Origin of the sequence: Mesorhizobium sp. M7A.F.Ca.MR.362.00.0.0 (assembly GCF_004023175.1) — a bacterium.
Classification (GTDB): Bacteria; Pseudomonadota; Alphaproteobacteria; order Rhizobiales; family Rhizobiaceae; genus Mesorhizobium.
Window position 1 is genome coordinate 230 of the sequence record NZ_RZTF01000033.1, and the last position, 23,233, is coordinate 23,462.

The following is a 23,233-nucleotide window of genomic DNA, read 5'->3' on the forward strand; positions in this document are numbered from 1 at the left end:
GTTCCAGAGATCGCCGAGGCGAAAGATGTCCTGCTTCAGCGCATCGGACATCGGGAATGGCTTTACGCGCACGCCGCAACTCATCGGGCATGCCCCGCGCAATGCGGTGAAGCTCGAATGCATCTCGGCGGCGGCCGAGCGTGCCCAGGCGCGCGCCTTGGCCTCGACAGGCCACACGCCATGGTGGCGTTCGGCCAGATATTCGACGATGGCCAGCGAATCCCAGACCGCCCAGCCATCGTCGATCAGGCACGGCACGCGGCCGCTCGGCGAGAAGGGCCGGTACAGATCCCAACTCGATGCGGTCGGGAATGGCGTCAGCCGTTCCTCGAACGGGATGTTCAGCTCTCGCATCAACACCCAAGGCCGCAGCGACCATGAGGAATAATTTTTGTTGGCGATATGCAGCAGGTACATAGGGGATCCTTACCTTGCAGCCGGCACCGCCGGCCGGATCTCGCGGCCACGGAACATCGACCAGGAATACATCGCGAGCGCTGTCCAGATCAGGCCAAAGGCAATCGCCTGGGTGGTGCCGAAAGGCTCGTCGAAGATCAGCACGGCGATCAGAAACACAATGGTCGGCGCGATGTACTGCATGATGCCGATGGTGGACAGCCGCAGCAGCCTCGCGCCGAACGCAAACAGCAGCAGCGGGATCGATGTGACCGGACCGCAGCCGATCAGCAATGCCGTATCGGTGCCACTGCTGGATAAGATGTGGTCCTGTTCGGTCGCGATGAGATAGACGATGTAGCCAAGCGCCGGCACCGACAGCAGAAGGACTTCGAGCAAAAATCCCTGGCTCGGTCCGATCGGCAGCGTCTTGCGGAAGAAGGCGTAGGCGGCGAAGGAAAACGCCAGCGCCAGCGACACCCAGGGCAGCTTGCCGCCCTCGACGGTCAGCACGGCGACTGCGACGGCCGCCAGCACCACCGCCGCGATCTGCAGCCGGTCGACCCGCTCGCCAAGCAGCAGCGCGCCGACGACGACGTTGACCAGTGGATTGATGTAGTAGCCGAGCGCGGTTTCGACGGTGCGGTCGACAGCGATCGCCCAGACATAGATGCCCCAGTTGACCGAGATCAGCGCCGCCGTCAGCGCGGCCATGGCGATGGTGCGCGGCGAGCGCAGTGCCGCCTTGAAATCCGCCATGCGGCCGGCCCAGATCAGAACGGCGGCGGCGATCGGCACGGACCAGACGATGCGATGGGCAATGACTTCGGCGAGCGGCAGATGAGCGACCGCCTTCATGTAGAAGGGCAGCAATCCCCACAGCAGATAGGCGCCGAGCGCCAGCAGAAAGCCGCGCCGGGCCTTGGAATCCGCGTCCAGGGTAATTGCTTCAGTGGCCATGGGCCAACGCTATGGCCCAGTCACCTTGGCAAGACCATCGCAAAGTTCTGATGGATCAATGGACTTTCGCTGATGGTTCAACCCTATTCGGCGGCCACCAGTCCGGCCATCTCGCGGTTCTTCATCAGCTTGTAGACGATGGAATCCATCAGCGCCTGGAACGAGGCGTCGATAATGTTTTCGGAAACGCCGACCGTCCACCAGCGCGCGCCGGTGCCGTCATGCGATTCGATCAGAACGCGGGTGATCGCCTCGGTGCCGCCATTGAGGATACGCACCTTGAAGTCGGCCAACTCCATGTCGGCGATCTCGCCCTGGAATTTGCCGAGGTCTTTGCGCAGCGCGATGTCGAGTGCGTTGACCGGGCCATGCCCCTCGGCCACCGACATCTTCTCCTCGCCGTCGACCACCACCTTGACGATCGCTTCGGAGACCGTCTTCAGCTGGCCGTTGGCGTCGAAGCGGCGCTCGACCATGCAGCGGAACGAGGTGACGTTGAAGAACTCCGGCAGGCCGTGCAGCATCTTGCGTGCCAGGAGCTCGAAGCTGGCATCGGCGCCCTCATAGGCGTAGCCCTCGGCCTCGCGCTCCTTGACCACTGATATCAGCGCGTCGAGCCGGTGATCGTCCTTCGGCACCTCGATGCCGCGCCGCCTCAACTCGGCGAGGAAATTGGCCTTCCCGCCCTGGTCCGAAACCATGACGCGGCGGCGGTTACCGACCGTTTCCGGGGGTACATGCTCATAGGTCGCCGGCTCCTTGGCCAGCGCGGAGGCATGGATGCCTGCCTTGGTGGCGAAAGCAGAGGCCCCGACATAGGGCGCCTGTGCCTCTGGCGCTCGGTTCAGGAGTTCGTCGAAGGCGCGGGACAGGCGAGAAATGCCGGTCAGCGCCTCAGCCGAAATACCGGTGTCAAAACGATCGGCGAAGGCCGGTTTCAACGCCAGCGTCGGCACGATCGAGATCAAATTGGCGTTGCCGCAGCGCTCGCCGATGCCATTGAGCGTGCCCTGGATCTGGCGCACGCCGGCCTCGACCGCGGCAAGCGAATTGGCGACCGCCTGGCCGGTGTCGTCATGGGCATGGATGCCGAGATGATCGCCTGAAATACCTGATAAAATAGCCTTCTCGACGATGGCGCGGACTTCCGATGGCTGCGTGCCGCCATTGGTGTCGCACAGCACCACCCAGCGCGCGCCGGCATCATAGGCGGTCCTGGCGCAGGCCAGCGCATAATCGGGATTGGCCTTGAAGCCGTCGAAAAAATGCTCGCAGTCGACCATCGCCTCCTTGCCGGCGGCGATCGCCGCCTCGACGGAGGCCTTGATGGCGTCGAGGTTCTCCTCATTGGTGCAGCCGAGCGCGACACGGACATGGTAGTCCCAACTCTTGGCGACGAAGCAGATGGCATCCGACTTGGATTGCACGAGTGACGCAAGGCCGGGATCGTTGGAAGCCGACACCCCAGCCCGTTTGGTCATGCCGAAGGCGACGAATTTGGCGCGCGACGTACGTTTCTCCTGGAAGAAGGCGGTGTCGGTCGGATTGGCGCCAGGATAGCCACCTTCGATATAGTCGAGGCCAAAAGCATCGAGCAGTTTCGCGATGGCGATCTTGTCCTCGACGGAAAAGTCGATGCCAGGGGTCTGCTGGCCATCGCGCAATGTGGTGTCGAAGAGATAGAGGCGCTCGCGGGTCATGGTCATTTGCCTGCAAACTTGTCCGTCGCGCGGATCAGCCGATCCAAAATCCCCGGCTCCGAATAAGCATGACCGGCGCCCTCGATCAGGTGGAAATCCGCCTTTGGCCAGGCCTTGTGCAGCGCCCAGGCATAATGCGCCGGGCACGGCATGTCGTAGCGGCCATGGACGATGGTGCCGGGAATGTCAGCCAGCTTGTGCGCGTCGCGCAGCAACTGCCCTTCCTCCAGCCAGCCGGCATGGACGAAATAGTGGTTCTCGATGCGGGCAAAGGCGATGGCATAGTCGTCCTGCCCAAATGGTCCGCTGGTCTCGGGCTCGGGCAAAAGCGTGATCGTTTCGCCTTCCCACAGGCTCCAGGCGCGGGCCGCCTCGATCTGCGCCTTGCGATCCGTGCCGACCAGCCGCTTGCGGTAGGCAGCCATCATGTCGCCGCGCTCGGCCTCCGGGATCGGCGCCAGGAAGCGCTCCCATTTGTCCGGGAACATTTCCGAGACGCCGAATTGATAGTACCATTCGAGTTCGGCTCGCGTCAGCGTGTAGATGCCGCGCACCACCAACTCGCTGACGCGATCGGGATGCGTCTCGGCATAGGCGAGCGCCAGCGTCGACCCCCAGGAGCCGCCGAACACCAGCCATTTGTCGAAGCCGGCCATTTCGCGCAGGCGTTCGATGTCGGCGACCAGGTGCCAGGTCGTATTGGTTTCGAGCGAGGCGTTGGGCGTCGATTTTCCGCAGCCGCGCTGGTCGAACAGGATGACATCGTAGAGCTTCGGGTCGAACAGCCGCCGGTGTTTTGACGAAATGGTGCCGCCCGGCCCGCCATGCAGGAACACCGCCGGCTTGGCGCCCCTCGTGCCCGAACGCTCCCAGTAGACCTGATGGCCGTCGCCGACATCCAGCATGCCGGAATCGAACGCCTCGATCTCGGGATAAAGCGTACGCAATTGACTGCTCATAGCTGCAAACCTTTGGTCGGCCAGTCCGCTGTTTCATGGTCTGGGTGCTGGAAGGAGATGATGGATTCCTGCCTGTTGTAATAATCAGGATCCTGGTGGACGGGCTGATCGAAGATCGTCTCCACCCAGGGCAGCCGCGCGGCGTAGTTGACCTGGATCTGCGGGGCAAGATCGGAGCGGTCGTCGAAGGCACCGATAGCGATCTCAAGTCCACCGGGCTGCCGGTAGGTCAGCGGCGTCCCGCAGCGGGCGCAGAAACCGCGATCGATGTTGACCGACGACTGGAAATAGCTCGGCTCTTCATGGGTCCATTCGACGCCGTCCCTGGGCACCGTGACCAGTGCACCGAAGAACGAGCCGAACTGCTTCTGGCACATGCGGCAATGGCAGATCGATGGACGGCCGAGCGCTCCATGAATGCGAAAACGCACGGCGCCACACTGGCAGCCGCCGGTTCTTACCTGATCGGTCATGATCTTTCCTTTGGCGGCCATTGTTCGGTGTCGTGGTCCGGATGCTGATAGGAGACGAGATCCGCCAGATAAGAGGCCGACGACACGTCGGCCATCGTCTCCTCGCCCGGCAATTGCGGGATCGTATCGACATAAGGCAGCTTTGCCTCGGTGCCCCATTGGATCAGCGGCACGATCTCCGCCGGATTGTCGAACGCGCCGATGGCGAGGCCAACGCCGTCCGGCGCGGTGAAGGTCAGCGGCGTGCCGCAATCGGCGCAAAAACCGCGATCGACATGGTTGGAGGAGCGGAAGTATTTCGGCTCGCCGCGCGTCCAGTCGAGCCGGGCGCCACGCACCGAAACCAGCGGCGCATAGAACGAGCCGAACGCCTTCTGGCACATGCGGCAATGGCAGACCGAAGCGTCGCCGAGCGCGCCTTCAACGCGAAAGCGCACCGCGCCGCACTGGCAGCCGCCGGTGTAGACCGGCCGGTTGTCGAGGCTCATCACCGCTCACTCCGGGACATGGCAGACGGCCTCGACATTGTTGCCGTCGGGATCGAAGACGAAGGCGCCATAGTAGCTCGGGTGATAATGCGGCCGCAGGCCTGGCCCGCCATTGTCCTTGCCGCCGGCGGCAAGGGCTGCGGCATGGAAGGCATCGACCTCGGCGCGGCGGCGCGCGGTGAAGGCAACGTGCTGATGATCCCTGGGCTTGTCCTTGCCGGTACTCAGCCAGAACACCGGCCGGTCACGGCCATAGCCGCCGACCTTGGCACCCCCGGTATATTCCAGCGGCACCATGTAAAGCAGCGCCGCACCAAGCGGGGCCATCGCCTTGTCATAGAAAGCCTTCGAAGCGTCGAAATCGGCAACGGTGATGCCGAGATGGTCGATCATCTTTTTACCTCCCAGGTGGTGATGCGCTCGCCAGTGACCGGATCCTTGCCGTCCTTCAACTGTACACCTTGCGCCAGCAGTTCGTCGCGGATGCGGTCGGCCTCGGCCCAGTTCTTGGCGGCGATGAATGCGAGACGCTTGGCGATTGCCTTGGCGACGTGGTCTTCATCAACCGTCGCCGACGCGACATCGAAGCCGAGGAACAGCAGCGACGCCTTCAGCGCAGCCGCCGCATCGTTGCCGTCCGCTGCCTCGCCAGCCAACTGCGTCAAGACCTGGAAGGCGGCATAGGTTGCGAGATCGTCCGACAAGGCATCGATGACCTGCACGGGCAGCAATCCTGCGGCGGCCGGCGCAAGGTCGGCCGCCCGCTTCCATTTGCGCAGCGTGTTCTCGGCCTCTTCCAGCTTGCGCACGGAAAAGTCGATTGGTTCGCGATAGTGCGTCATCAGCACCTCGCCCGGCCATTTGCGGCCGCCAAACGTCTCGGTCTCGAGCAGTTCGTTGATCGAATAGAAATTGCCGACGCTTTTCGACATTTTCTGACCTTCGACCTGCAGGAAGCCGTTGTGCATCCAGATGTTGGCCATCACGTCCGTGCCATGGGCGCAGCGCGACTGGGCGATCTCGTTCTCATGGTGCGGGAAGATCAGGTCGAGGCCGCCGCCATGGATGTCGAACACCTCGCCGAGATAGGCGGCCGACATTGCCGAGCATTCGATGTGCCAGCCCGGCCGACCCCTGCCCCATGGCGAATTCCAGCCAGGCTCCTCGGGCGACGATAATTTCCACAGGACAAAATCGCCGGGATTTTTCTTGTGCGCGTCGACGGCGACGCGAGCACCGGCCTGCTGCTCGTCGAGATTGCGCTTCGACAGCTGGCCGTAGTCAGGCATCGACGCGGTGTCGAACAGGACTTCGCCCGCGGCAACATAGGCATGGCCGCGTTCGATCAGGCTTTGAATCAAGGTGATCATGTCGACCTTGCCGTCGACGCGGGGCTCGACGAATTCGGTGGCGCGCGGCTCGACCGTCGGCTCCAGGCAGCCGAGAACCGCCACGTCCCGATGGAACTGATCGGCGGTCTTTTCGGTGACCCGCCTGATCGCCTCGTTGAGCGAAAGTGTTCCGGAAGCGATCTCGCCGCCGAAGTCGCGCAGAGCGCGCGCGTTGATCTTGTCGTCGACGTCGGTGATGTTGCGCACATAGGTGACGTGCGCCTGCCCATAGACGTGACGCAGCAAGCGGAAAAGCACGTCAAAGACGATCACCGGCCTGGCATTGCCGATATGGGCAAAGTCGTAGACGGTCGGGCCGCAGACATACATGCGCACATTGTCTGGATCGATCGGGACGAAATCCTCTTTCGTCCGCGTCAGCGTGTTGTAGAGGCGCAGGCCCTGCGATGCGTCGGACATTCGTGCCTTCCCGGTTCAGAACTCAATTTGACGAAGCCAGCCCTGCGCGAAACGCAAATCAGGCTCCAGCCTGCTGGCCGGGGCGTTTGTCCAATCTGGGGAAAGATGAGGCGAAAACGTCCGGACCAGCGCGAGGCTAGCCAATAATGCAAATGCCACAAATGGCGAAAGACGTTTTCATGGGCGGCTTTATCGCCTTGGCATGTGTTGCCGTCAAGTCGCAAGTTTCGGCAAAAACGTCGCTGGATCACAGGTAATGATGCACTGAAACATTTTATTAAACATGTCGGCACAGTCATGAAACATTCGCCGGCTAGATCAGCAGGCGTCACGATTTGGTCAGAATCGGCCATCAAACGCAGACACGAAAATGTTACCTGGGAAGAGAGACATGCCCCGAACCAAGCAGGAAGCCAACCGAGCCAAGCAGCCGGCACTGGCCAACCACTACCGCGCGATCGGCCCGGCCGCGATCGTCGCCGCCCTCCTTCACACCGCGAAGAAGAAAAAGCCGGTACAGAAGATCGTGTCGCCCCGCGCCGCCTGAAGTGGTGTGCGGCCCGGCGCCAAGGGCGCCTGGCAAATGGCGCAGACATACGTCGCTGAAGAACAGTTCAGCTAGAACAACGTCATCTGATTGTCGTCCGCGCCGGGCTTCTGGCGCTTGACCTTTTCGGGCTCCGGCCCGATCTCGCCCCGCTCCTGAATCTCCGGTCCGGTGTTGGCGACCTTGTTGACCAGGCCGGAGACGGGAATGGCCTCGAAGAAATCGAGTTGAGCCGGCCGCAACAGATCGGCGACATCACGCGGTTCGAGCGTGCGGCAATCCAGCCAACGGGCGAAATCCCTGGGGTCGATCACCACAGGCATGCGGTCGTGGATATGCGCGATATCGGCATTGGCGTTGATAGTCAGGATGGCACCGGTGTCCATTTCCGAACCGCCCGGCTCGGCATAGGTCTCGATCAGTCCGGCGAAGGCGACCAGCCCGCCATGCCTTGGGCGTATCCAGTAAGGCTGGCCTTTCTTGCCGCCGGTTTGCCGCCATTCATAAAAGCCGGAGGCCGGCACCAAGGCGCGGCGATGGCGCATGGCGGCCTTGAACGACGCCTTTTCGGCGGCACCCTCGGAGCGCGCGTTGAACAGCAGCGGAAACTCCCTGGTATCCTTGACCCAGGTCGGGATCAGCCCCCAGCGCACCAGCATTGGCTGCCGGTCGGGCAAATTGGAGCCCGGCGCCCGCGGGGGGCCGGCGACCGCCATCAGGATCGGCTGGGTTGGTGCGATGTTGTAGCGCGCCGGGAAATCCTCCAGTTCCGCCAAGCCTAGCAAGGCGGCAGTCTGGTCCGGCGTCGCGGTCAAGGCAAAACGTCCGCACATGGTCGATTGGCGCCCTTTGAAAGGTTCGGTTCCTGAAGGTGCCGGTGCAACCGGCATTGCGCAACCGCTAAAGCTTGCCCATGCTGGGCGGTCCACAACAGACCTGCCTACACGCCTGATCGGGAACCCATGAACGAAGCGCGCAAGACACTTCCGGCAGTCTCGGTCGCCGTCGTGCGTGCAGACACCGTGCTTCTGGTCAAGCGAGCCCGGCAACCCTCGCAAGGGCTCTATGCCTTTCCGGGCGGCAAGGTCGAACCCGGCGAGACGCTGGAGGCAGCGGCAGAGCGCGAACTTCAGGAAGAAACCGGTTTGCGCGCCACAAATTATCGCCCGCTACGGGAAATCCACATTGACGGCAGGGATGACAGCCACCCGGTCGATTACCTCCTCACGGTCTTCGGCGCGGCCTATGCCGGCGGCGAGGCGGTAGCCAGCGACGACGCAGAGACGGCGGCCTTCTATACACTCAGCGAGATGGCGGCATTGCCGCTCGCCGGCTCGGTGTTCGCCGTGGCCGAGGAGTTGTTGGCCCCCCGCGGAGACGACGGGCCGAAGCCCTGAAAACAGCCTTGCAGGCGACAAATTGTTTCGCCACAAAGACTTATCCTGTTTGGCAGAGCCACGCCGTTGGGTAGAGAAGGCTTATGAACCGTCCGTCCATGCTCCTCGCCGCGTGTCTTGCGGTCGTCGCGACCGTTTCGATACGGCCCGCGCTCAGCGCCGAATCGCCGTTCGAGCCTGGGTTGATGCGGCTGGCGGAGGTTCTGGGCTCGCTGCATTTCCTGCGCAATCTGTGCGGCGAGAAAGGCGACCAGTGGCGTGTCGAAATGACAAAACTGCTCGATTCGGAAAATCCGGACGCCGAGCGGCGCGCCCGCTTCATTGCCAGCTTCAATCGCGGCTACCGCTCCTTCGGCGGCACCTATACGAGGTGTACGTCCTCGGCGACCGAAGCCATCAGCCGCTACATGAAGGAAGGCGAGACGCTGTCTCGCGATATCGCCTCGCGTTACGGCAACTAGGCACTCGCTCATCAACAACTATCCGGATCATTGCTGGGCATTAGCCGATATATCGGCTTGTGCCGGGCGATCTCTTGGTGCAATCCTCATGTTGCACTTCTGCAACAGTATTAACGAAACCTTACCGCACGAAAGCGGAATTAACTCAAACTGAAGGTTTTCGCCCCGCAGGCCGCCCCAATCGGCTAAGTTTGACTCGGACTGAACGCAGCTTCGCACAAGGCAATTGGGCTTTGTAAAAGACGATCAAAAAAATGTCGTATTTACAAATACTTAATTGTCCCTGCGTGTGAAATGAACAGATCAGGCCTGATCCACATCGACGGATCGCAGCTTGAAAGGGTGGACATTCGCTTATGGAACATGGTGTCAACGACATCGACGCGCTGGTCAGGGAAGAAAAACGCCTGACCGCCGTGGAAAGCCACAGCGAGGCCTGGGCGGAAGGTCTCTCCGCCGGGATAGAGCCCGAGATCATTGCCGAAGCAGCGCTCGAAACAGCCTTCGGCGAGATGTTGCGTGCCAATGGCGAGACCTCGGCCCTTGCCCTGCTCGACCGTATGCGTGAAAAGGTGATTGCTGGCGCCTTCGAACCTGAACGGCTGCGGCACTGAACCGACGTCCGGTTCTTTGACGGCAACATGCCGCTCGGGCGTCATGCCCGGAAGCAGGGAGAAACGGGCAGTGAGTTTTTCGATGTCAGGCAAGCCGTGTGGCTTGGTCCTTCGCATCTCCTTCGCCGCTTGCTGTGCCGCGATTCCCCTGCTTGTGTGTCTCGCGAGCAGCCCCGTGTATGCACTGAGCGAAATCAAGCGCGAAGAGCTCCCCCCGACAGTCACGCCGCCGGCCGACGACGACATGTCGCCCCCCGGAAGCGCCGTGCCAATGCCCAATCCGGTCGGAACACCGCCGCCGGCCAGCCAGCCGACTGCTCCTGCCGAAGCCGAGCCGGACAGTCCGGCGGATGGCGGCGTGACCAGACCGCGTGTCGATCCGGAAACGCCGGTGCCTGAGGTCGTCTACGATCTCGGCAAGCTGCCGGAACCGGTGCGGCGCATGCACGATCTGATCGTCGAAGCCTGCAAGGGCGGCGATATCGAAAAGCTGCGGCCGTTGATCGGCACGGGCGAGAGCATGACACAGATATCGCTGACCGACATAGACGGCGACGCCATCGCCTTCCTCAAGGGCCTCTCCGGCGACCCAGACGGTCAGGAGATTCTGGCCATCCTGGAGGAGGTGCTTAATGCCGGCTACGTCCACCTCGATGCCGGCACGCCACAAGAACTCTATGTGTGGCCGTATTTCTTCGCCCTGCCGTTGGACAAGCTGGACGCCAAGCAGCGGGTCGAGCTCTTCAAGATCGTCACCGCCGGCGACTTCAATGACATGAAGCAGTTCGGCGCTTATATTTTCTACCGTGTCGGCATCACGCCTGCCGGACAGTGGTCGTTCTTCGTCGCCGGGGATTGAGCTTTCTGCCTCTGCCCTTGCAAAGATCCGGGAGCCTAGACGGGCAATGCCTCGGAAAACTCCACCGCTTTGCCCTGGCCTGGCGTGACGATTTCGCCCTCCCACATGACACGTCGGCCTCGAATGACGGTGCCGACCGGCCAACCCGTCACTTCCCTGCCATCATAAGGCGTCCAGCCGGCTTTCGAGCCGGCCTGCGCATTGGTGATTATCTCGCGCCGCATCATGTCGACGATGGTGAAGTCGGCGTCATAGCCGGCGACGATGCGGCCTTTCCTGGCCATGCCGAAGATCCGCTGCGGGCCATGACTAGACAGGTCGACGAAGCGCTGCAAGGTCAGCCGGCCGGCATTGACGTGGTCGAGCATGATCGGCACCAGCGTCTGCACGCCGGTCATCCCCGACGGTGAGGCCGGATAGGGTTTTGCCTTCTCGGCCAGCGTGTGCGGCGCGTGGTCGGAGCCGAGCACATCGACAATGCCTTGCGCAATGCCATGCCAGACGCCGTCGCGGTGGCGCGCGGCGCGCACCGGTGGGTTCATCTGGATCAGCGTGCCAAGCCTGAGATAGTCGTCGGCGCTCAGCGTCAAATGATGCGGCGTCGCCTCGCAGGTCGCGACATCCTTGTGCTGTTCGAGGAACACAATCTCCTCGGCCGTCGAGATGTGCAGGACATGGATGCGGGCGCGCGCTTGCCGAGCGATGCGCACAAGCCGTTCGGTGCAGCGCAAGGCGGCGATTTCATCGCGCCAGACAGGGTGCGATGCCGGGTCGCCTTCGATGCGTTCGCCAAGGCGCTCGCGCAGCCGGAACTCGTCTTCCGAATGAAAGGCGGCACGGCGGCGCGTGTTTCTCAGGATCGAGGCGACACCTTCGTCGTCCTCGACCAGCAGGTCGCCGGTGGACGAACCCATGAACACCTTGATCCCGGCAGCGCCCGGCAACCGCTCCAGCTCTCCGACATCCCCAGCGTTTTCGCGGGTGCCGCCGACCCAGAAGGCAAAATCGCAATGCATGCGATCCGTGCCGCGCCGAACCTTGTCGGCAAGCGCTGCCTCGCTGGTGGTCAAAGGATTGGTGTTGGGCATCTCGAACACGGCGGTGACGCCGCCAAGCACGGCCGCGCGCGAACCCGTTTCCAAATCTTCCTTGTGCTCCAATCCCGGCTCACGAAAGTGCACCTGGCTGTCGATGACGCCCGGCAGGATATGCAGGCCGCGGCAATCGATCGTCTCGCCCGCCGAGGCCTGGCGGAGATCGCCGATGGCGGCGATGCGCCCGCCCTTCACGCCGATGTCGCGAGCCCCTTCGCCGTCGTGGTTGACCACGGTGCCGCCTGTCAGGATGAGGTCGTAGATCATGGCCATGCTCTCTTGCGGGGGGAGTGCCAGCGGCTTACGTAAAGGCCGACCGTTTTGCAAGATCAGGTTGCTTTTCCGCCCATGCCCTTTGCCCAGCTCAAAGACCGCGCCCTCATTTCCGTCTCAGGTCCGGATGCCGAGCATTTTTTGCAGAACATCCTGACCACCGATCTAGACATCCTGGCTCCCGGCGAAGCCAGGCCCGGTGCGCTGCTGACGCCGCAAGGCAAGATCCTGTTCGATTTCCTGATCTCCCGCACCGGCGAGAATGCATTCCGGCTCGAATGCCGTGCCGACATCTCAGGCGATTTCATACGCCGGCTGACGCTCTACAAACTGCGCGCCAAGGTCGAGATTGCCAAATCCGATCAGGCATTTGTCACCGTCGCATGGGGACATGAATCAACACCCTCGCAATTCGATTCAACGGCGGCAGCCGACACGCGCTTTCCGAAGGGTGCCGTCACGCGTTCCTATGGCGAAACAGATGAGCGCAGCGATCTTGCCGCGTGGCAAGCCTTCCGCATTGCCGGCGGCATTGCCGAAAGCGGCAGCGACTACCAACTCGGAGACGCCTTCCCTCACGACGTGCTGCTGGACGAAACCGGTGGCGTCGGCTTCAAGAAGGGCTGCTATGTCGGCCAGGAGGTCGTCTCGCGCATGCAGCATCGCGGCACCGCCAGACGGCGCGTGCTGATTGTGTCGGCTGACGGGTCCCTGCCCGCGCCCGGCACCGAACTGACCGTCGAAGGCAGGCCGGTTGGCACGCTCGGCTCGACCGCCGGCACGATCGGTCTGGCGATTGCGCGCATCGACCGGATCAAGGCGGCGCTCGACGCCGACCTGCCGATCATGGCGGCGAACATTCCGGTTACACTAGCCATTCCCCGCTGGGCAAAATTCGCCTTCCCGCAGGAAGCCGTCAGCGCGGAGGAGGCCTGATGGCGGCCGACCGCGTCGGCGCGCCGGCACGCGCCTGGCAGCGCATGCTGTCGGGCCGCCGGCTCGACCTGCTCGACCCCTCGCCGCTCGACATCGAAATTTCAGACATTGCGCACGGGCTCGCCCGCGTTGCCCGCTGGAACGGCCAGACCAGCGGCGAGCATGCTTTTTCGGTTGCCCAGCACTCGCTGCTGGTCGAAGCGCTGTTCCGCGACCTGGTACCCGAGGCTTCGGCCGACGCCCGGTTGGCGGCCCTGCTGCACGACGCCCCCGAATATGTCATCGGCGACATGATCTCGCCGTTCAAATCGGTGATGGGCGGCAGCTACAAGGATTGTGAGTTACGGCTGCAGCGCGCCATCCATCTGCGCTTCTCGCTGCCGCCGGAGCCAAGTGCTGCGCTGCGCAAAGAGATCAAGCGCGCCGACCAGATCGCCGCCTATTTCGAGGCAACGCTGCTTGCCGGCTTTTCGACCGCCGAGGCGACCGAGTTCTTCGGCCGTCCGCGCGGCTTCAATGCCGACCGCTTCGATTTCACGCCACGCTCGGTGACCTGGGCGCAAAATGCGTTCCTGAAGCGGTTTTCCGCGATCGAGACGTCGCGGCACCAGGTTTCGGCAACCGCAATCGGCTAAAGCGCGTCGCGCTGAAACGGATTCATGCGCCGCGCTTTAGGTCTTTGTTTTTATGCATGTCGTTTCCCCCAAAACCGAGGTCACTTTTGGGCGACATGCATTAAAACGCTAAATTAACCGGCGGCGGCCACAATAGCGCGTTCGATCACGGTCCGCAGGCGCGCTCATGCCCGTCGCTGATGCCAAGGATGGTCCGACCATCCCGAAACGGGAGGCCGAAGGCATGGACCGCTCCCGCCACATGGAAGACGAACTGCGCGAGCAGAACCAACGCTTTTCGGCTGCGGTCGAGAACATGTCGCACGGCCTGTGCATGTTCGACGCCGACGAGCGGATGATCATCTGCAACGGCAACTACCTGAACATCTTTTGCCTCGAAGCCAGCGTCATAAGGCCCGGCATCCGGTTCCTCGACATTCTGCGCCACAGCGTCGATATCGGCATCGCCTCGCAAACCGCCGACGAACTCTACGCCATCCGCAAGCCCTATATCGATCAGGCAAAGCCCTCGACCTACGAAGAAACACTGTCGGACGGCCGCATCGTCAGCATCTCGCACCGCCCTCTGGCTCTGGGCGGCTGGGTCTCGATCTACGAGGACATCACCGAGCAGCGCCGCGCGCAAGAGGATCTCAAGGAGCAGCACCGCCGCTTCGACGCAGCGCTTGCCAACATGTCGCAAGGCCTGCTGATGTACGGCGCCGACGGCAAGATGATCGTGCGCAACCGGCGTTTTCTTGAACTCTACAATGTCACCGCGGCAGACTTCCCGCTTGGAACGACGCACCGCGAGGCGCTCGAACAATTGCTGGAACTCGGCATCTATACGGAGATCGACGTCGACAGCGAAGTCGCCAAGACCGAAGCCTGCCTGACGGCGGCAAAAATGCATTCGGCCTACCGGCATCTTACCGACGGCAGGACGGTTCTGGTCACACGCCGGCCGATGAACGGCGGCGGCTGGGTAGTGACCTTCGACGACGTCACAGAACGTCGCCGCACCGAAGAGCGCATGACCCATCTTGCGCATCACGATACGCTGACGGGACTGCCCAACCGCTCGATGTTTCGCGAACGGCTCGACCTTGCGCTGGAAGCCACGGCGGTCACGCCGCTGGCAATCTTTTCGCTCGATCTCGATCGCTTCAAGGCGGTCAACGACACCTGGGGACATCCGGCCGGCGACTGGCTGTTGAAGAGCGTGGCCGAGAGGCTGCAGCGCTGCCTGCACAACGAAACCGACGTCGTCGCCCGTTTCGGCGGCGACGAATTCGTCATCATCCAGTTCAACTTCAAGGGCATTGCCAATGCAGAAAAACTCGCGAAGCGCATCGTCGAGACAATCGGAAAACCGTTCCGCGACAAGAACCGCGAGATGCATGTCGGCATCAGCCTGGGCATCGCGGTTTTCCCCGACGACGGTGGAGATGCCGACACGCTGCTGAGGAACGCCGATACAGCGCTTTACCGGGCGAAGAGCGAAGGGCGCAATCAGTATCGGTTCTTCGAACCCGGAATGGACGCTATGGTACAGGCACGGCGTGCGCTGGAGATCGACCTCGAGACCGCGCTGCCGCGCCAGGAATTCGACCTCGACTTCCAGCCCATCATGAACATCGCATCCGGGGAGATCGTCGGCGCCGAAGCCTTGATGCGCTGGCATTCGCCGACACGCGGCACGGTGGCGCCGGACAGCTTCATTCCGGCCGCCGAAGAAACCGGATTGATCGTGCCGCTTGGCGAATGGGCGCTGAGGAAAGCCTGCACGGCGGCGGCCGACTGGCCCGCCGGCCTGCGCGTCGCGGTCAATGTCTCGGCCGTGCAACTCAAAAGCGGCAGCTTCGCCCGCAGCGTCATCTCGGCGCTGGCTTTCTCCGGCGTGCCAGCCGATCGGTTGGAGCTGGAAATCACCGAAACCGTGCTAATGGACGAAAGCGAGGCGGTGCTGAGGACGCTGCGGCAGTTGCGCGAACTCGGCATCCGCATCGCGCTGGACGATTTCGGCATCGGCTATTCCTCGCTCGGCTATCTCAGGCGTTTTCCCGTCGACAAGATCAAGATCGATCGTTCGTTCATCCACGACCTGGGCAATCGTGACGCCGCGGCGATCGTTCGCACCGTCATCGGGCTGGGCGCCGAGCTTGGCATCACTGTCACCGCCGAGGGGGTCGAGACCGAGGTGCAACTCGACATCCTGCGCGGCAATGGCTGTACAGAGGCGCAGGGCTATCTGATCGGCGTGCCGTCAACGGCCGCCGAGATCCAGCGTCTATTGAAATCCCGAGCGCTGCACAGCCAGACCGGCTGAGGCCGGCCATCGTCAACGCAGCGTGTCGATGTATTTGCCGTGGAAGCTGACATAGCCGGGCTCGACCATCTTGAGATGCCGCTCGATCAGCGCATGAAACCGCGGCAGTTGATGAAACGGCACGCCTGGATAGGCATGATGCTCGGCATGGAACGGCATGTTCCACGCCAGCCTGCGGACCAGCCAATTGGTCAGCGTGGTCCTGGTGTTCTCCAGCATGTTGGCGACGAACGGACAACGGCCGTGCTCGGCTAAGAGATAGAGGCGCAGAAACGGCTGCCCCAACAGAGCGGGCAAGATCCAGACATAGACAAGCACCGAGAGCCGGAAATAGACGGCCAGCAGAAGGATCACGGCATAAAAGGCAATCATGGCGCGTGCCTCGATGCGCACCTTGTCATAGCCCTTTGGCGGAACGTAGCTTTCGCGACCACCGCCCGCCGCGTTGGCATAAAGCGTCTTCAGGTGGCCCCACCATAACGGGATGCCGGATATGTGGACGAGGTATTGCCGCCATGTCTCCGGCTTGGGGAACGCCAGTTCCGGATCATTGTCGGGATCTTGCGTGTATCGATGGTGGGCGAAGTGGAAGTAGCGGAACCAGTCGGCCGGGAGCGCGATCGCCAGGCTGCACACCCGCGCCACGGCATCGTTCAGCCATTGCGCCTCGAAAGCCGTACGATGAACCGTCTCGTGCAGCAGCGTGAACAGGAAGACGATGAGGATACCTTGCGGCAGCATCAGCAGTGGCCAGAACGGCACCTTGGCGGCGATCAGCGATCCGACGACCACGATCGCGCCCCAATGAGCAGCAAGCTGAACGAGGCCCGCAACATCAGACTTGGCGGTCAGCCGGTTGCGCTCCTCCTGCGTCAACGATGAAATTACGTCACGATGATCCACGTGCTTCGATCCAGACTGGAGCTTGATGAACCCACTGTAGCCAATGAACAACCTTTCCAAAAACGACGATTTCTGCAATCTAGATAAGCTGAACTTATCTATTCGGTGATTATGGCCGTACCTCCCTCTCTCAAAGGACTTCAAGCTTTCGAGGCTGCGGCCCGTACAGGCAGCTTTGCCGCGGCAGCGGAAGAGCTTTCGGTGTCGGCCGCTGCCGTCAGCCAGCTCATCCGCACGGTCGAGGAGCAGATGGGCCGCAAGCTGTTCCACCGCGTCAACCGGCGCGTCGTCCTCACCGAGGCCGGCGTCGAGATGCTGCCCAGGCTGACCATGGCCTTCCAGGAGATCGGCAGCGTCGCGCGCCAGCTGGGCGGCGATACGTTCCGCCCGCGCCTTGTGGTGTCGGTGCCGCCATCCATGGCCATGGGTTGGCTTTCACAGCGTCTCGCTGGTTTTGCCTCTAGCCATGGCGCCGTCGACATATCGCTCAGAGGCGACGACGACCCGGTGCCGTTCGACCGTGAACTGATCGACATCAGGCTCTCCTATGGGCCGCATTATCGCGAGCACCCGACCGAGGACATCGTCCAGGACGCAGTCTATCCCGTGTGTGCGCCCGGGCTGGCGGACACCATCAAACCCGAAGGCCTGGCCAGCCTGCCGCTTATCCACACGGGCTGGGGACCGACTGGTGCGTCCTTTCCGTCCTGGCACAACTGGTTCGAGGCGGCCGGTATCGAGCCCGGCCGGGCAGCGCAGCGCGGCCTCTCGGCCAACTCATCGCGCGCAGCGCTCGACCTTGCGATTTCGGGATTGGGCGTGGCGCTGGCGCAAGGGATCTACTGTGCCGAGGCGCTGGAAGACGGCCGGCTTGTCAGGCCCCTCGCCCAGGCACTGGAGCTACGCCAGCCCTATTGCCTGACGATCCCCGAGCGCAGCGCCAGGCGCGACGTCGTGGCGGCGTTTCGCCAGTGGCTGATCGACGAATGCCGACGCGCAGTGAACTCGCCGGCACTGCGTTGACGTATAGTGCCGCGATGATCAGAGGTGCCCGCTCAATGCCTCAGCCATGTCCTTGTTTGTCGCCACGGGGATGATCTCGAACTCCACCAGATCCGCCCATTCGATGACCCAACGCTGCAGCAGCGTGACGTCATCGGTCTCCACCAGCAGGAAGCAGCGGCTCATGTCCGCCGCGATCCAGCTGTGGTGCACGAGAAGCTCGTCCGGTTTCAGGCGGCCGCGGTCGCGAAAGCGGCGATAGATCTCCTTGCGATCGCAGCCGGTGAAATCCTCGATCACGATAAACTGCATGTTCTACCCCCGATCAAATTACCGCCCCGGCCGGTCCAGCCGCTCCAGGAACCACTGCGTCAGCCGCACCCAGACCTCGTCCTTCTCGCCGGAATCCTCCCAGCCATGGTCGAGGTTGGGATTGTCGTTGACCTCGATGACGAAGACGCCGTCCTTGGTCTCCTTGAGGTCGACGCCGTAGAGCCCGTCGCCGATGCAGCGCGCCGCCTTTACAGCCGTCTCGACGACATGCGCCGGCGTCTCCTTCAGCGTGAAGCTCTTGATGCCGCCCTGGTCGGGCTTGCCGTTGGCCTTGTGGTTGACGATCTGCCAGTGCTTCTTGGCCATCAGATAATGCACGGCAAACAGCGGCTGGCCGCCGAGCACACCGACGCGCCAGTCATACTCGGTCGGAATGAATTTTTGCGCGATCAGAAGGTCGGAATCCTCCAGCCATTCGGTAGCAAGCGTCTTCAGTTCCTCGAAATTGGCGCATTTCTTGACGCCGCGCGAGAACGACGAATCCGGGATTTTCAGCACCAGCGGAAAGCCCAGCGTCTGCGCTGCCAGTTCGAGATCCGAGGTGCCGGCGATCATCACCGTCGGCGGCACCGGCACCTTGTTGTAGGCCATCAGCTCGTTGAGATAGACCTTGTTGGTGCAGCGGATCATCGACAGCGGATCGTCGATAACCGGCATGCCTTCCTGCTGGGCGCGGCGGGCGAAACGATAGGTGTGGTTGGAGATCGAGGTGGTCTCGCGAATGAACAGCGCGTCGTAATTGGCGAGCTTGGCGAGGTCCCGCTTGGTGATCGGCTCGATTTCGACACCCATCTTCTCGGCGATCTTGGCCCAATAGCGCAGCGACGATATCTCCGATGGCGGCAATTCCTCATGCGGGTCGACCAGCGTGGCGAAGGTGTAGCGCGCCGGCGTGCGGCCCTTGGTGTCGCGCCATTCGCGGTTGGTGTAGGTCTCCAGGCACTGGATGAAGCTTTTTTCCTCGTCCTCGGTCATCCGCGCCAGCGGATGGAAACCGATCTTGCGGATCGAGGCCCATTCGGCGCTGTCCTTGATGTGGACTTCGAGCGCCGGCGCGCGGAACCAGTCGAACAGAAGTTTGGCGAAGCGGTCCCAGATTTTCGACGGGCCGATGCCGAAGAAGATGCAGACCTTTTGCGGAAAAACGCCGCCGAGATCCTTGCGGCATTTGTTGAGCGCCAGCTCCAGTTCCGGCAGCGCGTGTTCATAGAGCTTGCGCTCCGAAAGGTCGATCATCGTTTCGACCGTCGGGATCACCTTGTGGCCGCGCGAGCTTGCCAGCAGCGACGCATAGTAGCCGCGGCTCTGGTAGCCGTAATTGTTCGACAGGTTGATGACCTTCGGCCGCTGGCCGCGAAACAGTGACGGGTGCGCGAGATAGTCGCGATTGGTGATGATCTTGTGCGGTGTCGCCACCTGGTCGAGATCGCTCTGCCTGCCGGTAAGGATGACCCAGGTCATTATCTGTCACGCTTTCCCAGAGTGATGGCGGCACGCAATCCATCGCGACCGAACTGCGCCATGTTCATGAAGATGCCGTAAGGCACGGGAATGTTGGCTGCATCAAGGATGGTCTCCTGCCTTTCGTCCTCGACCCAAGGGTCGTGGATCAGGATATGGTCGCCGTCATCGCCGATCGCCAGCACCCAGTGCGGCACCTTCTTGCCAAACATCAGGAAGCCGCTGATCAGCACCAGCACCAGCTTTCCCTCAGCGATCGCAGCGCGGATATCGTCGATTGTGAATGCACGGTAATTCACCGGGATGCCGTAAAGTTCCGCGCGTCGGCGAAAGTCGACCTGGGCCAGTTCCATCACCCTGCGCTTGTCCTCACTGCGTACCGATTGCAGGAACAACGCGCCATAGAAGGAAACGTAGATCTCCACCGCGAGCCCGCTTTCGTAGCCCGAGACAGCGAGGCCGAATGGCTCGCAACCACCGGGACCAGACATCATGAAGACGGTCGTCGCTTCACGCCACAGGCGGATTTCCATGACCGGATCCGGCACGAAGCCGCGATCGAAATTGGCCATCGCCATCATCAGGCAGCAAGGGCCGCAGGTGAATTCGCAGGTCTGCGGGTAAAACGGCACCTTGGTGGCGATCGGAATGTCGCCACGCAAGGTCTTTTCGTAGCGAAGTGCCGTTTCGCCATCCTCATAGTAGCCGGGCTCGCGGCCGATCTTGCGATACCCGGCCTGTTCGTAGATGCGGATCGCGCGGCTGTTATCCTCTCGAACTTCGAGACGCAGCATCATGCGGTCGTGCTCGAAGGCGGCATCTTCGGCGGATCCGAGCAGCATGCGGCCGACCCCCAGCCCGCCGAAAAACGGACTGGTCGCAATCGAGTAGAGGCGCGCCACCCCGCTGCCCTTGCGAAACAGCACGATCGCGTAGCCGGCCAGGCGGCCATCGACCTCGGCGACCAGCGTCTCGGCGGTTTCACGCTCGATGAACAGGCGGAAGGAGCGGCGGGAAATACGGTCGCTTGAGAAAACAGCTTTCTCAATGGCGGCGAGATCATCGACGTCAGACGCGCGGGCCATGCGGATCTCGGCAGGCATGCGGCTTCAGAAAACCTCGATTGGTGGTGGAAATGGCCCTACTCGAACACGTCCTTGACGCCGACCAGGGCGTTGGGAAAACCGGCGTCCACCTGGGCGCACGAAGTCCGCTCCACCACCTTGAATCTCGCCTCGTGTTTCCAAAAACCGCTTCCGATTTCCGGGGCGATGCGACGGCATTCATCAAGCGCTATCGCACCTCGATTAGGGCCGAATTGTGACAAGTCCGACGCGGCCCGACGGGTGTGAAAGGTCCTTCGGCCGGATCGGCATTCGCGGATCGACGGCACCGGCAAAAGCAATGCCGTTCAGCTTGCCAGCCCGTTCACAAGTTGCGTGTAGGCGCTCCTGGCGACCTCGGCCAGCCGCTCGCGCGGCAAGGAGCCGACCACGGCGCAGCCATAGCCCTTGTCCAGCCAGTAGACGGCCTCGGGCCCATCTTGCGCGGCGGCGTAGGTGCCCTTGGCATTCTCCGTCGATTCCGTGGTGACGAACAGCGATATACGCTGCCCATTGCCGTCCTCGTAAAGCAGCATGGCGGCCTTGCTCTCGCCTGCCGGCAACAGCCGGCCGCCGACCAGCTGGAATCCGTCGGCGGTCAGGTCCGGCGCCACCAGATTCAGCCCTATCCGGTTGGACAGCCATGTCTGCAGATGGTCCTTGTCGCTGGCCGGCACCTCGACGGCATGCCGCTTTTCGGCGGCATAGATGACATGAGCCGCGATTGCCTGCTCGGCCAGCCGATCTTCGGCCGGGTCCTCCTGGCCGATGCCATCGATGCCGGCAAAATAGCCACCAAGTCCGCCTACGGCCAGAAGCACGGCGGCAGCAGCGGCAAGCCACCAGCGTGAGCGTGGCACAGCTGCCTTGACCGGCACCTCGCCAAGCACGACCTTGTGCAAGTGCCCAGGCACGGCTTCGTCCAGCACGTCGGCGAAGGCGGCACGCAGCGCCGCCCGGTCGGCGGTGAAACGGGCGCTCCTGGCCTTCATCTCGGGATTGGCGTCGAGCCAGGCATCGTAGGCCGCGCGCTCATCGCCGGGCAGCTCGCCATCGAGCGCCATATGGATGTCACGTTCGGAAAAGTCGCGGCGGATCATTTCTCGACGATCCTTATCGCGCGGCGGCGCGCCGTGTCGTCCAGCAACCCGCGCAATTCCTCACGCCCGCGCGCAATGCGCGACATCAGCGTGCCCGCAGGCACGCCCAGAATGTTGGCGGCTTCGGCATAGGAAAAACCTTCGATGGCAACCATGACAAGGGCTGCGCGACGGTCGGGGCTGATCGCCTGCAATGCGTCGACGATCTCGCGCGAGGCAATGCTCTCCATCTGCTCGGCCGGCTGGGCAACGGCCTCGCCCGCCTCCAGCGGCAGCATCGCCGCCTCGCCGCGGCGGTTCACCTTGCGCATCTGGTCGATGAACAAATGATGCATGATCGTAAACAGCCACCTCCGGGGGCTTTCTCCCGTCTGCCAGTTGTCGAGCCGCACAAGCGCCCGCTCGAGGCAATCCTGGACAAGGTCGTCGGCAGCGTCGCGGTCGCGCAAAAGCGAGCGTGCGTAGCGGCGCAGGCGCGGTATTTCGCCAAGGATTGCTGCCTTCTTTTCGTCCATGACCGCTGGTTTCGAGGTCGCCCTTATTGATCCCAATTGAACGCGCCTTCCGGGCACGGCGCAAGCGGCCAGCGCGAAGCGGTCTCCCGCCCCGGTCACCCAAGCAATGCAATAACGCTGGCTAGTGCCGATTTATTCCCGGTCGGGGTGAAATCTTATTGTTCTTGCTTGCCTTTATCCGTTTTCCCGCGCCGCCCGCGTCAAAAGCCGCTGATAAAACAGGCCGATGCCGATCAGCACGGCGCCAAGGCCGATGAACGACAACGCCCTCAGCACACCTTCCAGCTCCGACATGTCGAAGATGAAGACCTTCAGCACGGCGATCGCGATCAGCGCGGCCGAGGCGACGCGCAGCACCTGCGATTTCAACCAGACACCGGCTGTGAGGAGCGCAACGCCAATCACCAGCCAAAGCGCCGAGTAGGTATAGGTTTCCAACTGGCCGAGGCCGCTCCACAAGCCGATGAACTCGCCCTTGAACAGGCGCCTCACCGACAGCGTGGCATAGGCGAAGGCAAGCACGGCAGCCACCACGGCCAGCATCTGCGCATACCATTTCGGCCGCTTGTCCCTGGCGTAGAGCGCCAGTCCCCCGGCGGCGACCGCAGGCAGGAGATAGGCGAGGAACAACAGGTTGAACACCGGGATCCGGCCTGTCGATTCGTCTGACAACAGCGGATTCAGCACGACGAAGTGCCTGACAACGATGAAGGCGACCGAGGCCACACCGGCGGCCATCGAACCATAGCGCAGCACCGAGCTTGGCGAGCGCATGTCGATGGCGACCAGGATGGCGCCGGCGCCGATGGCGATCAGGGTGTAGATCGACTGTTCGGCGAGCGTCATGGCACCCGTGTCGATGACGCCGCCGTGCATGGCGTGGCGCACCAGCATAGCGAGCGTGA

26 protein-coding genes are annotated in these 23,233 nt (G+C 62.6%); 9 read left to right on the forward strand and 17 right to left on the reverse strand.

Annotated features, from left to right (window positions below):
* From EOC06_RS41915 to cysS, 8 genes are all read right to left on the reverse strand, one after another.
* On the reverse strand, positions 1-417 hold a 417-nt coding region (locus EOC06_RS41915; RefSeq protein WP_245469386.1), incomplete at its 3' end, for a glutathione S-transferase.
* Between the two features lie 9 nt (positions 418-426).
* Complete coding sequence (rarD, locus tag EOC06_RS07270) at positions 427-1,356, reverse strand: EamA family transporter RarD (RefSeq protein WP_128307425.1); 930 nt, start codon at positions 1,354-1,356, stop codon at positions 427-429.
* A gap of 83 nt (positions 1,357-1,439) precedes the next feature.
* Positions 1,440-3,062 (reverse strand): citramalate synthase, encoded by a 1,623-nt coding sequence (gene cimA / locus EOC06_RS07275; protein ID WP_206631161.1) that lies wholly within the window; start codon positions 3,060-3,062, stop codon positions 1,440-1,442.
* Positions 3,059-4,015 (reverse strand): prolyl aminopeptidase, encoded by a 957-nt coding sequence (pip, locus tag EOC06_RS07280; RefSeq protein ID WP_128307427.1) that lies wholly within the window; start codon positions 4,013-4,015, stop codon positions 3,059-3,061. The genes cimA and pip overlap by 4 nt, the downstream gene beginning before the upstream one ends.
* Positions 4,012-4,488, reverse strand: a complete 477-nt coding sequence (locus tag EOC06_RS07285) for a GFA family protein (protein WP_027038010.1) — start codon at positions 4,486-4,488, stop codon at positions 4,012-4,014. The genes pip and EOC06_RS07285 overlap by 4 nt, the downstream gene beginning before the upstream one ends.
* On the reverse strand, positions 4,485-4,976 hold the full coding sequence (locus tag EOC06_RS07290; protein WP_127268543.1) for a GFA family protein: 492 nt from the start codon (positions 4,974-4,976) through the stop codon (positions 4,485-4,487). Before EOC06_RS07290 ends, EOC06_RS07285 begins: the two co-directional genes overlap by 4 nt.
* 6 nt (positions 4,977-4,982) lie before the next feature.
* Positions 4,983-5,369, reverse strand: coding sequence for a VOC family protein (locus EOC06_RS07295; RefSeq protein WP_128307428.1), 387 nt, complete (start codon positions 5,367-5,369; stop codon positions 4,983-4,985).
* Positions 5,366-6,787, reverse strand: coding sequence for a cysteine--tRNA ligase (gene cysS / locus EOC06_RS07300; RefSeq protein ID WP_128307429.1), 1,422 nt, complete (start codon positions 6,785-6,787; stop codon positions 5,366-5,368). Before cysS ends, EOC06_RS07295 begins: the two co-directional genes overlap by 4 nt.
* 391 nt (positions 6,788-7,178) lie before the next feature.
* Between cysS and EOC06_RS07305 the strand changes: the two genes are divergently transcribed.
* On the forward strand, positions 7,179-7,334 hold the full coding sequence (locus EOC06_RS07305) for a hypothetical protein (protein ID WP_081738801.1): 156 nt from the start codon (positions 7,179-7,181) through the stop codon (positions 7,332-7,334).
* Positions 7,335-7,405: 71 nt separating this feature from the next.
* On the opposite strand, the gene EOC06_RS07310 is transcribed toward EOC06_RS07305, so the two are convergent.
* Positions 7,406-8,167, reverse strand: a complete 762-nt coding sequence (locus EOC06_RS07310) for an SOS response-associated peptidase (protein ID WP_128307430.1) — start codon at positions 8,165-8,167, stop codon at positions 7,406-7,408.
* Between the two features lie 129 nt (positions 8,168-8,296).
* Between EOC06_RS07310 and EOC06_RS07315 the strand changes: the two genes are divergently transcribed.
* The 4 genes from EOC06_RS07315 to EOC06_RS07330 all read left to right on the forward strand — a co-directional run bounded on the left by EOC06_RS07315 (position 8,297) and on the right by EOC06_RS07330 (position 10,665).
* Positions 8,297-8,731 carry an NUDIX hydrolase gene (locus EOC06_RS07315; protein ID WP_128307431.1) on the forward strand — a complete coding sequence of 145 codons (435 nt, stop codon included), beginning with the start codon at positions 8,297-8,299 and terminating at the stop codon, positions 8,729-8,731.
* A gap of 83 nt (positions 8,732-8,814) precedes the next feature.
* A complete protein-coding gene (locus EOC06_RS07320) occupies positions 8,815-9,192 on the forward strand; it encodes a TIGR02301 family protein (protein ID WP_127270900.1) in 378 nt (125 codons plus the stop codon).
* 356 nt (positions 9,193-9,548) lie between these two features.
* On the forward strand, positions 9,549-9,806 hold the full coding sequence (locus EOC06_RS07325) for a hypothetical protein (RefSeq protein WP_008874920.1): 258 nt from the start codon (positions 9,549-9,551) through the stop codon (positions 9,804-9,806).
* Between the two features lie 70 nt (positions 9,807-9,876).
* Entirely contained in the window at positions 9,877-10,665 is a 789-nt protein-coding gene (locus EOC06_RS07330; RefSeq protein ID WP_164761968.1) for a hypothetical protein, read from the forward strand.
* 35 nt (positions 10,666-10,700) lie between these two features.
* Here the strand turns inward: EOC06_RS07330 and EOC06_RS07335 are convergent, their stop codons facing one another.
* Positions 10,701-12,032 carry a dihydroorotase gene (locus tag EOC06_RS07335; RefSeq protein ID WP_164898498.1) on the reverse strand — a complete coding sequence of 444 codons (1,332 nt, stop codon included), beginning with the start codon at positions 12,030-12,032 and terminating at the stop codon, positions 10,701-10,703.
* Positions 12,033-12,107: 75 nt separating this feature from the next.
* Here EOC06_RS07335 and EOC06_RS07340 point away from each other — a divergent pair, with 75 nt between their 5' ends.
* The 3 genes from EOC06_RS07340 (at position 12,108) to EOC06_RS07350 (ending at position 15,911) form a co-directional block, all read left to right on the forward strand.
* A complete protein-coding gene (locus EOC06_RS07340) occupies positions 12,108-12,968 on the forward strand; it encodes a folate-binding protein YgfZ (RefSeq protein ID WP_128307433.1) in 861 nt (286 codons plus the stop codon).
* On the forward strand, positions 12,968-13,603 hold the full coding sequence (locus tag EOC06_RS07345; RefSeq protein WP_127322742.1) for an HD family hydrolase: 636 nt from the start codon (positions 12,968-12,970) through the stop codon (positions 13,601-13,603). The genes EOC06_RS07340 and EOC06_RS07345 overlap by 1 nt, the downstream gene beginning before the upstream one ends.
* A 166-nt stretch (positions 13,604-13,769) precedes the next feature.
* A complete protein-coding gene (locus EOC06_RS07350) occupies positions 13,770-15,911 on the forward strand; it encodes a bifunctional diguanylate cyclase/phosphodiesterase (protein ID WP_128307434.1) in 2,142 nt (713 codons plus the stop codon).
* Between the two features lie 12 nt (positions 15,912-15,923).
* Here EOC06_RS07350 and EOC06_RS07355 read toward each other — a convergent pair whose 3' ends face one another.
* Positions 15,924-16,814 carry a fatty acid desaturase family protein gene (locus EOC06_RS07355; RefSeq protein ID WP_127327239.1) on the reverse strand — a complete coding sequence of 297 codons (891 nt, stop codon included), beginning with the start codon at positions 16,812-16,814 and terminating at the stop codon, positions 15,924-15,926.
* 111 nt (positions 16,815-16,925) lie between these two features.
* On the opposite strand from EOC06_RS07355, the gene EOC06_RS07360 reads away from it, so the two are divergent.
* Positions 16,926-17,837, forward strand: a complete 912-nt coding sequence (locus EOC06_RS07360) for a LysR substrate-binding domain-containing protein (protein ID WP_127327238.1) — start codon at positions 16,926-16,928, stop codon at positions 17,835-17,837.
* Positions 17,838-17,855: 18 nt separating this feature from the next.
* Here EOC06_RS07360 and EOC06_RS07365 read toward each other — a convergent pair whose 3' ends face one another.
* The 6 genes from EOC06_RS07365 to EOC06_RS41920 all read right to left on the reverse strand — a co-directional run.
* Positions 17,856-18,116 (reverse strand): DUF3303 domain-containing protein, encoded by a 261-nt coding sequence (locus tag EOC06_RS07365; RefSeq protein ID WP_236383112.1) that lies wholly within the window; start codon positions 18,114-18,116, stop codon positions 17,856-17,858.
* 30 nt (positions 18,117-18,146) lie between these two features.
* Positions 18,147-19,610 (reverse strand): RimK family protein, encoded by a 1,464-nt coding sequence (locus EOC06_RS07370; protein ID WP_128307435.1) that lies wholly within the window; start codon positions 19,608-19,610, stop codon positions 18,147-18,149.
* Positions 19,610-20,713, reverse strand: a complete 1,104-nt coding sequence (locus EOC06_RS07375; RefSeq protein WP_128307436.1) for a peptidase C39 family protein — start codon at positions 20,711-20,713, stop codon at positions 19,610-19,612. Before EOC06_RS07375 ends, EOC06_RS07370 begins: the two co-directional genes overlap by 1 nt.
* A gap of 308 nt (positions 20,714-21,021) precedes the next feature.
* Complete coding sequence (locus EOC06_RS07380; protein WP_127321389.1) at positions 21,022-21,813, reverse strand: anti-sigma factor; 792 nt, start codon at positions 21,811-21,813, stop codon at positions 21,022-21,024.
* Positions 21,810-22,328: an RNA polymerase sigma factor gene (locus EOC06_RS07385; RefSeq protein ID WP_127327234.1), complete on the reverse strand. Its 519-nt coding sequence runs from the start codon at positions 22,326-22,328 to the stop codon at positions 21,810-21,812. The genes EOC06_RS07380 and EOC06_RS07385 overlap by 4 nt, the downstream gene beginning before the upstream one ends.
* A gap of 174 nt (positions 22,329-22,502) precedes the next feature.
* Positions 22,503-23,233 (reverse strand): DUF2339 domain-containing protein (locus tag EOC06_RS41920; RefSeq protein ID WP_245469387.1); only part of this gene is annotated, 731 nt, incomplete at its 5' end.

Excerpts from the sequence above, each read along its gene's own strand:
- EOC06_RS07370 (WP_128307435.1), bottom strand. The coding sequence starts at position 19,610 with ATGACCTGGGTCATCCTTACCGGCAGGCAGAGCGATCTCGACCAGGTG.
- EOC06_RS07335 (WP_164898498.1), bottom strand. The coding sequence starts at position 12,032 with ATGGCCATGATCTACGACCTCATCCTGACAGGCGGCACCGTGGTCAAC.
- EOC06_RS07375 (WP_128307436.1), bottom strand. The coding sequence starts at position 20,713 with ATGCCTGCCGAGATCCGCATGGCCCGCGCGTCTGACGTCGATGATCTC.
- EOC06_RS07385 (WP_127327234.1), bottom strand. The coding sequence starts at position 22,328 with ATGGACGAAAAGAAGGCAGCAATCCTTGGCGAAATACCGCGCCTGCGC.
- EOC06_RS07350 (WP_128307434.1), top strand. The coding sequence starts at position 13,770 with ATGCCCGTCGCTGATGCCAAGGATGGTCCGACCATCCCGAAACGGGAG.
- EOC06_RS07315 (WP_128307431.1), top strand. The coding sequence starts at position 8,297 with ATGAACGAAGCGCGCAAGACACTTCCGGCAGTCTCGGTCGCCGTCGTG.
- EOC06_RS07305 (WP_081738801.1), top strand. The coding sequence starts at position 7,179 with ATGCCCCGAACCAAGCAGGAAGCCAACCGAGCCAAGCAGCCGGCACTG.
- rarD (WP_128307425.1), bottom strand. The coding sequence starts at position 1,356 with ATGGCCACTGAAGCAATTACCCTGGACGCGGATTCCAAGGCCCGGCGC.
- EOC06_RS07360 (WP_127327238.1), top strand. The coding sequence starts at position 16,926 with ATGGCCGTACCTCCCTCTCTCAAAGGACTTCAAGCTTTCGAGGCTGCG.
- EOC06_RS07320 (WP_127270900.1), top strand. The coding sequence starts at position 8,815 with ATGAACCGTCCGTCCATGCTCCTCGCCGCGTGTCTTGCGGTCGTCGCG.
- EOC06_RS07345 (WP_127322742.1), top strand. The coding sequence starts at position 12,968 with ATGGCGGCCGACCGCGTCGGCGCGCCGGCACGCGCCTGGCAGCGCATG.
- EOC06_RS07380 (WP_127321389.1), bottom strand. The coding sequence starts at position 21,813 with ATGATCCGCCGCGACTTTTCCGAACGTGACATCCATATGGCGCTCGAT.
- EOC06_RS07290 (WP_127268543.1), bottom strand. The coding sequence starts at position 4,976 with ATGAGCCTCGACAACCGGCCGGTCTACACCGGCGGCTGCCAGTGCGGC.
- EOC06_RS07295 (WP_128307428.1), bottom strand. The coding sequence starts at position 5,369 with ATGATCGACCATCTCGGCATCACCGTTGCCGATTTCGACGCTTCGAAG.
- cysS (WP_128307429.1), bottom strand. The coding sequence starts at position 6,787 with ATGTCCGACGCATCGCAGGGCCTGCGCCTCTACAACACGCTGACGCGG.
- EOC06_RS07325 (WP_008874920.1), top strand. The coding sequence starts at position 9,549 with ATGGAACATGGTGTCAACGACATCGACGCGCTGGTCAGGGAAGAAAAA.
- EOC06_RS07285 (WP_027038010.1), bottom strand. The coding sequence starts at position 4,488 with ATGACCGATCAGGTAAGAACCGGCGGCTGCCAGTGTGGCGCCGTGCGT.
- pip (WP_128307427.1), bottom strand. The coding sequence starts at position 4,015 with ATGAGCAGTCAATTGCGTACGCTTTATCCCGAGATCGAGGCGTTCGAT.
- cimA (WP_206631161.1), bottom strand. The coding sequence starts at position 3,062 with ATGACCATGACCCGCGAGCGCCTCTATCTCTTCGACACCACATTGCGC.
- EOC06_RS07340 (WP_128307433.1), top strand. The coding sequence starts at position 12,108 with ATGCCCTTTGCCCAGCTCAAAGACCGCGCCCTCATTTCCGTCTCAGGT.
- EOC06_RS07310 (WP_128307430.1), bottom strand. The coding sequence starts at position 8,167 with ATGTGCGGACGTTTTGCCTTGACCGCGACGCCGGACCAGACTGCCGCC.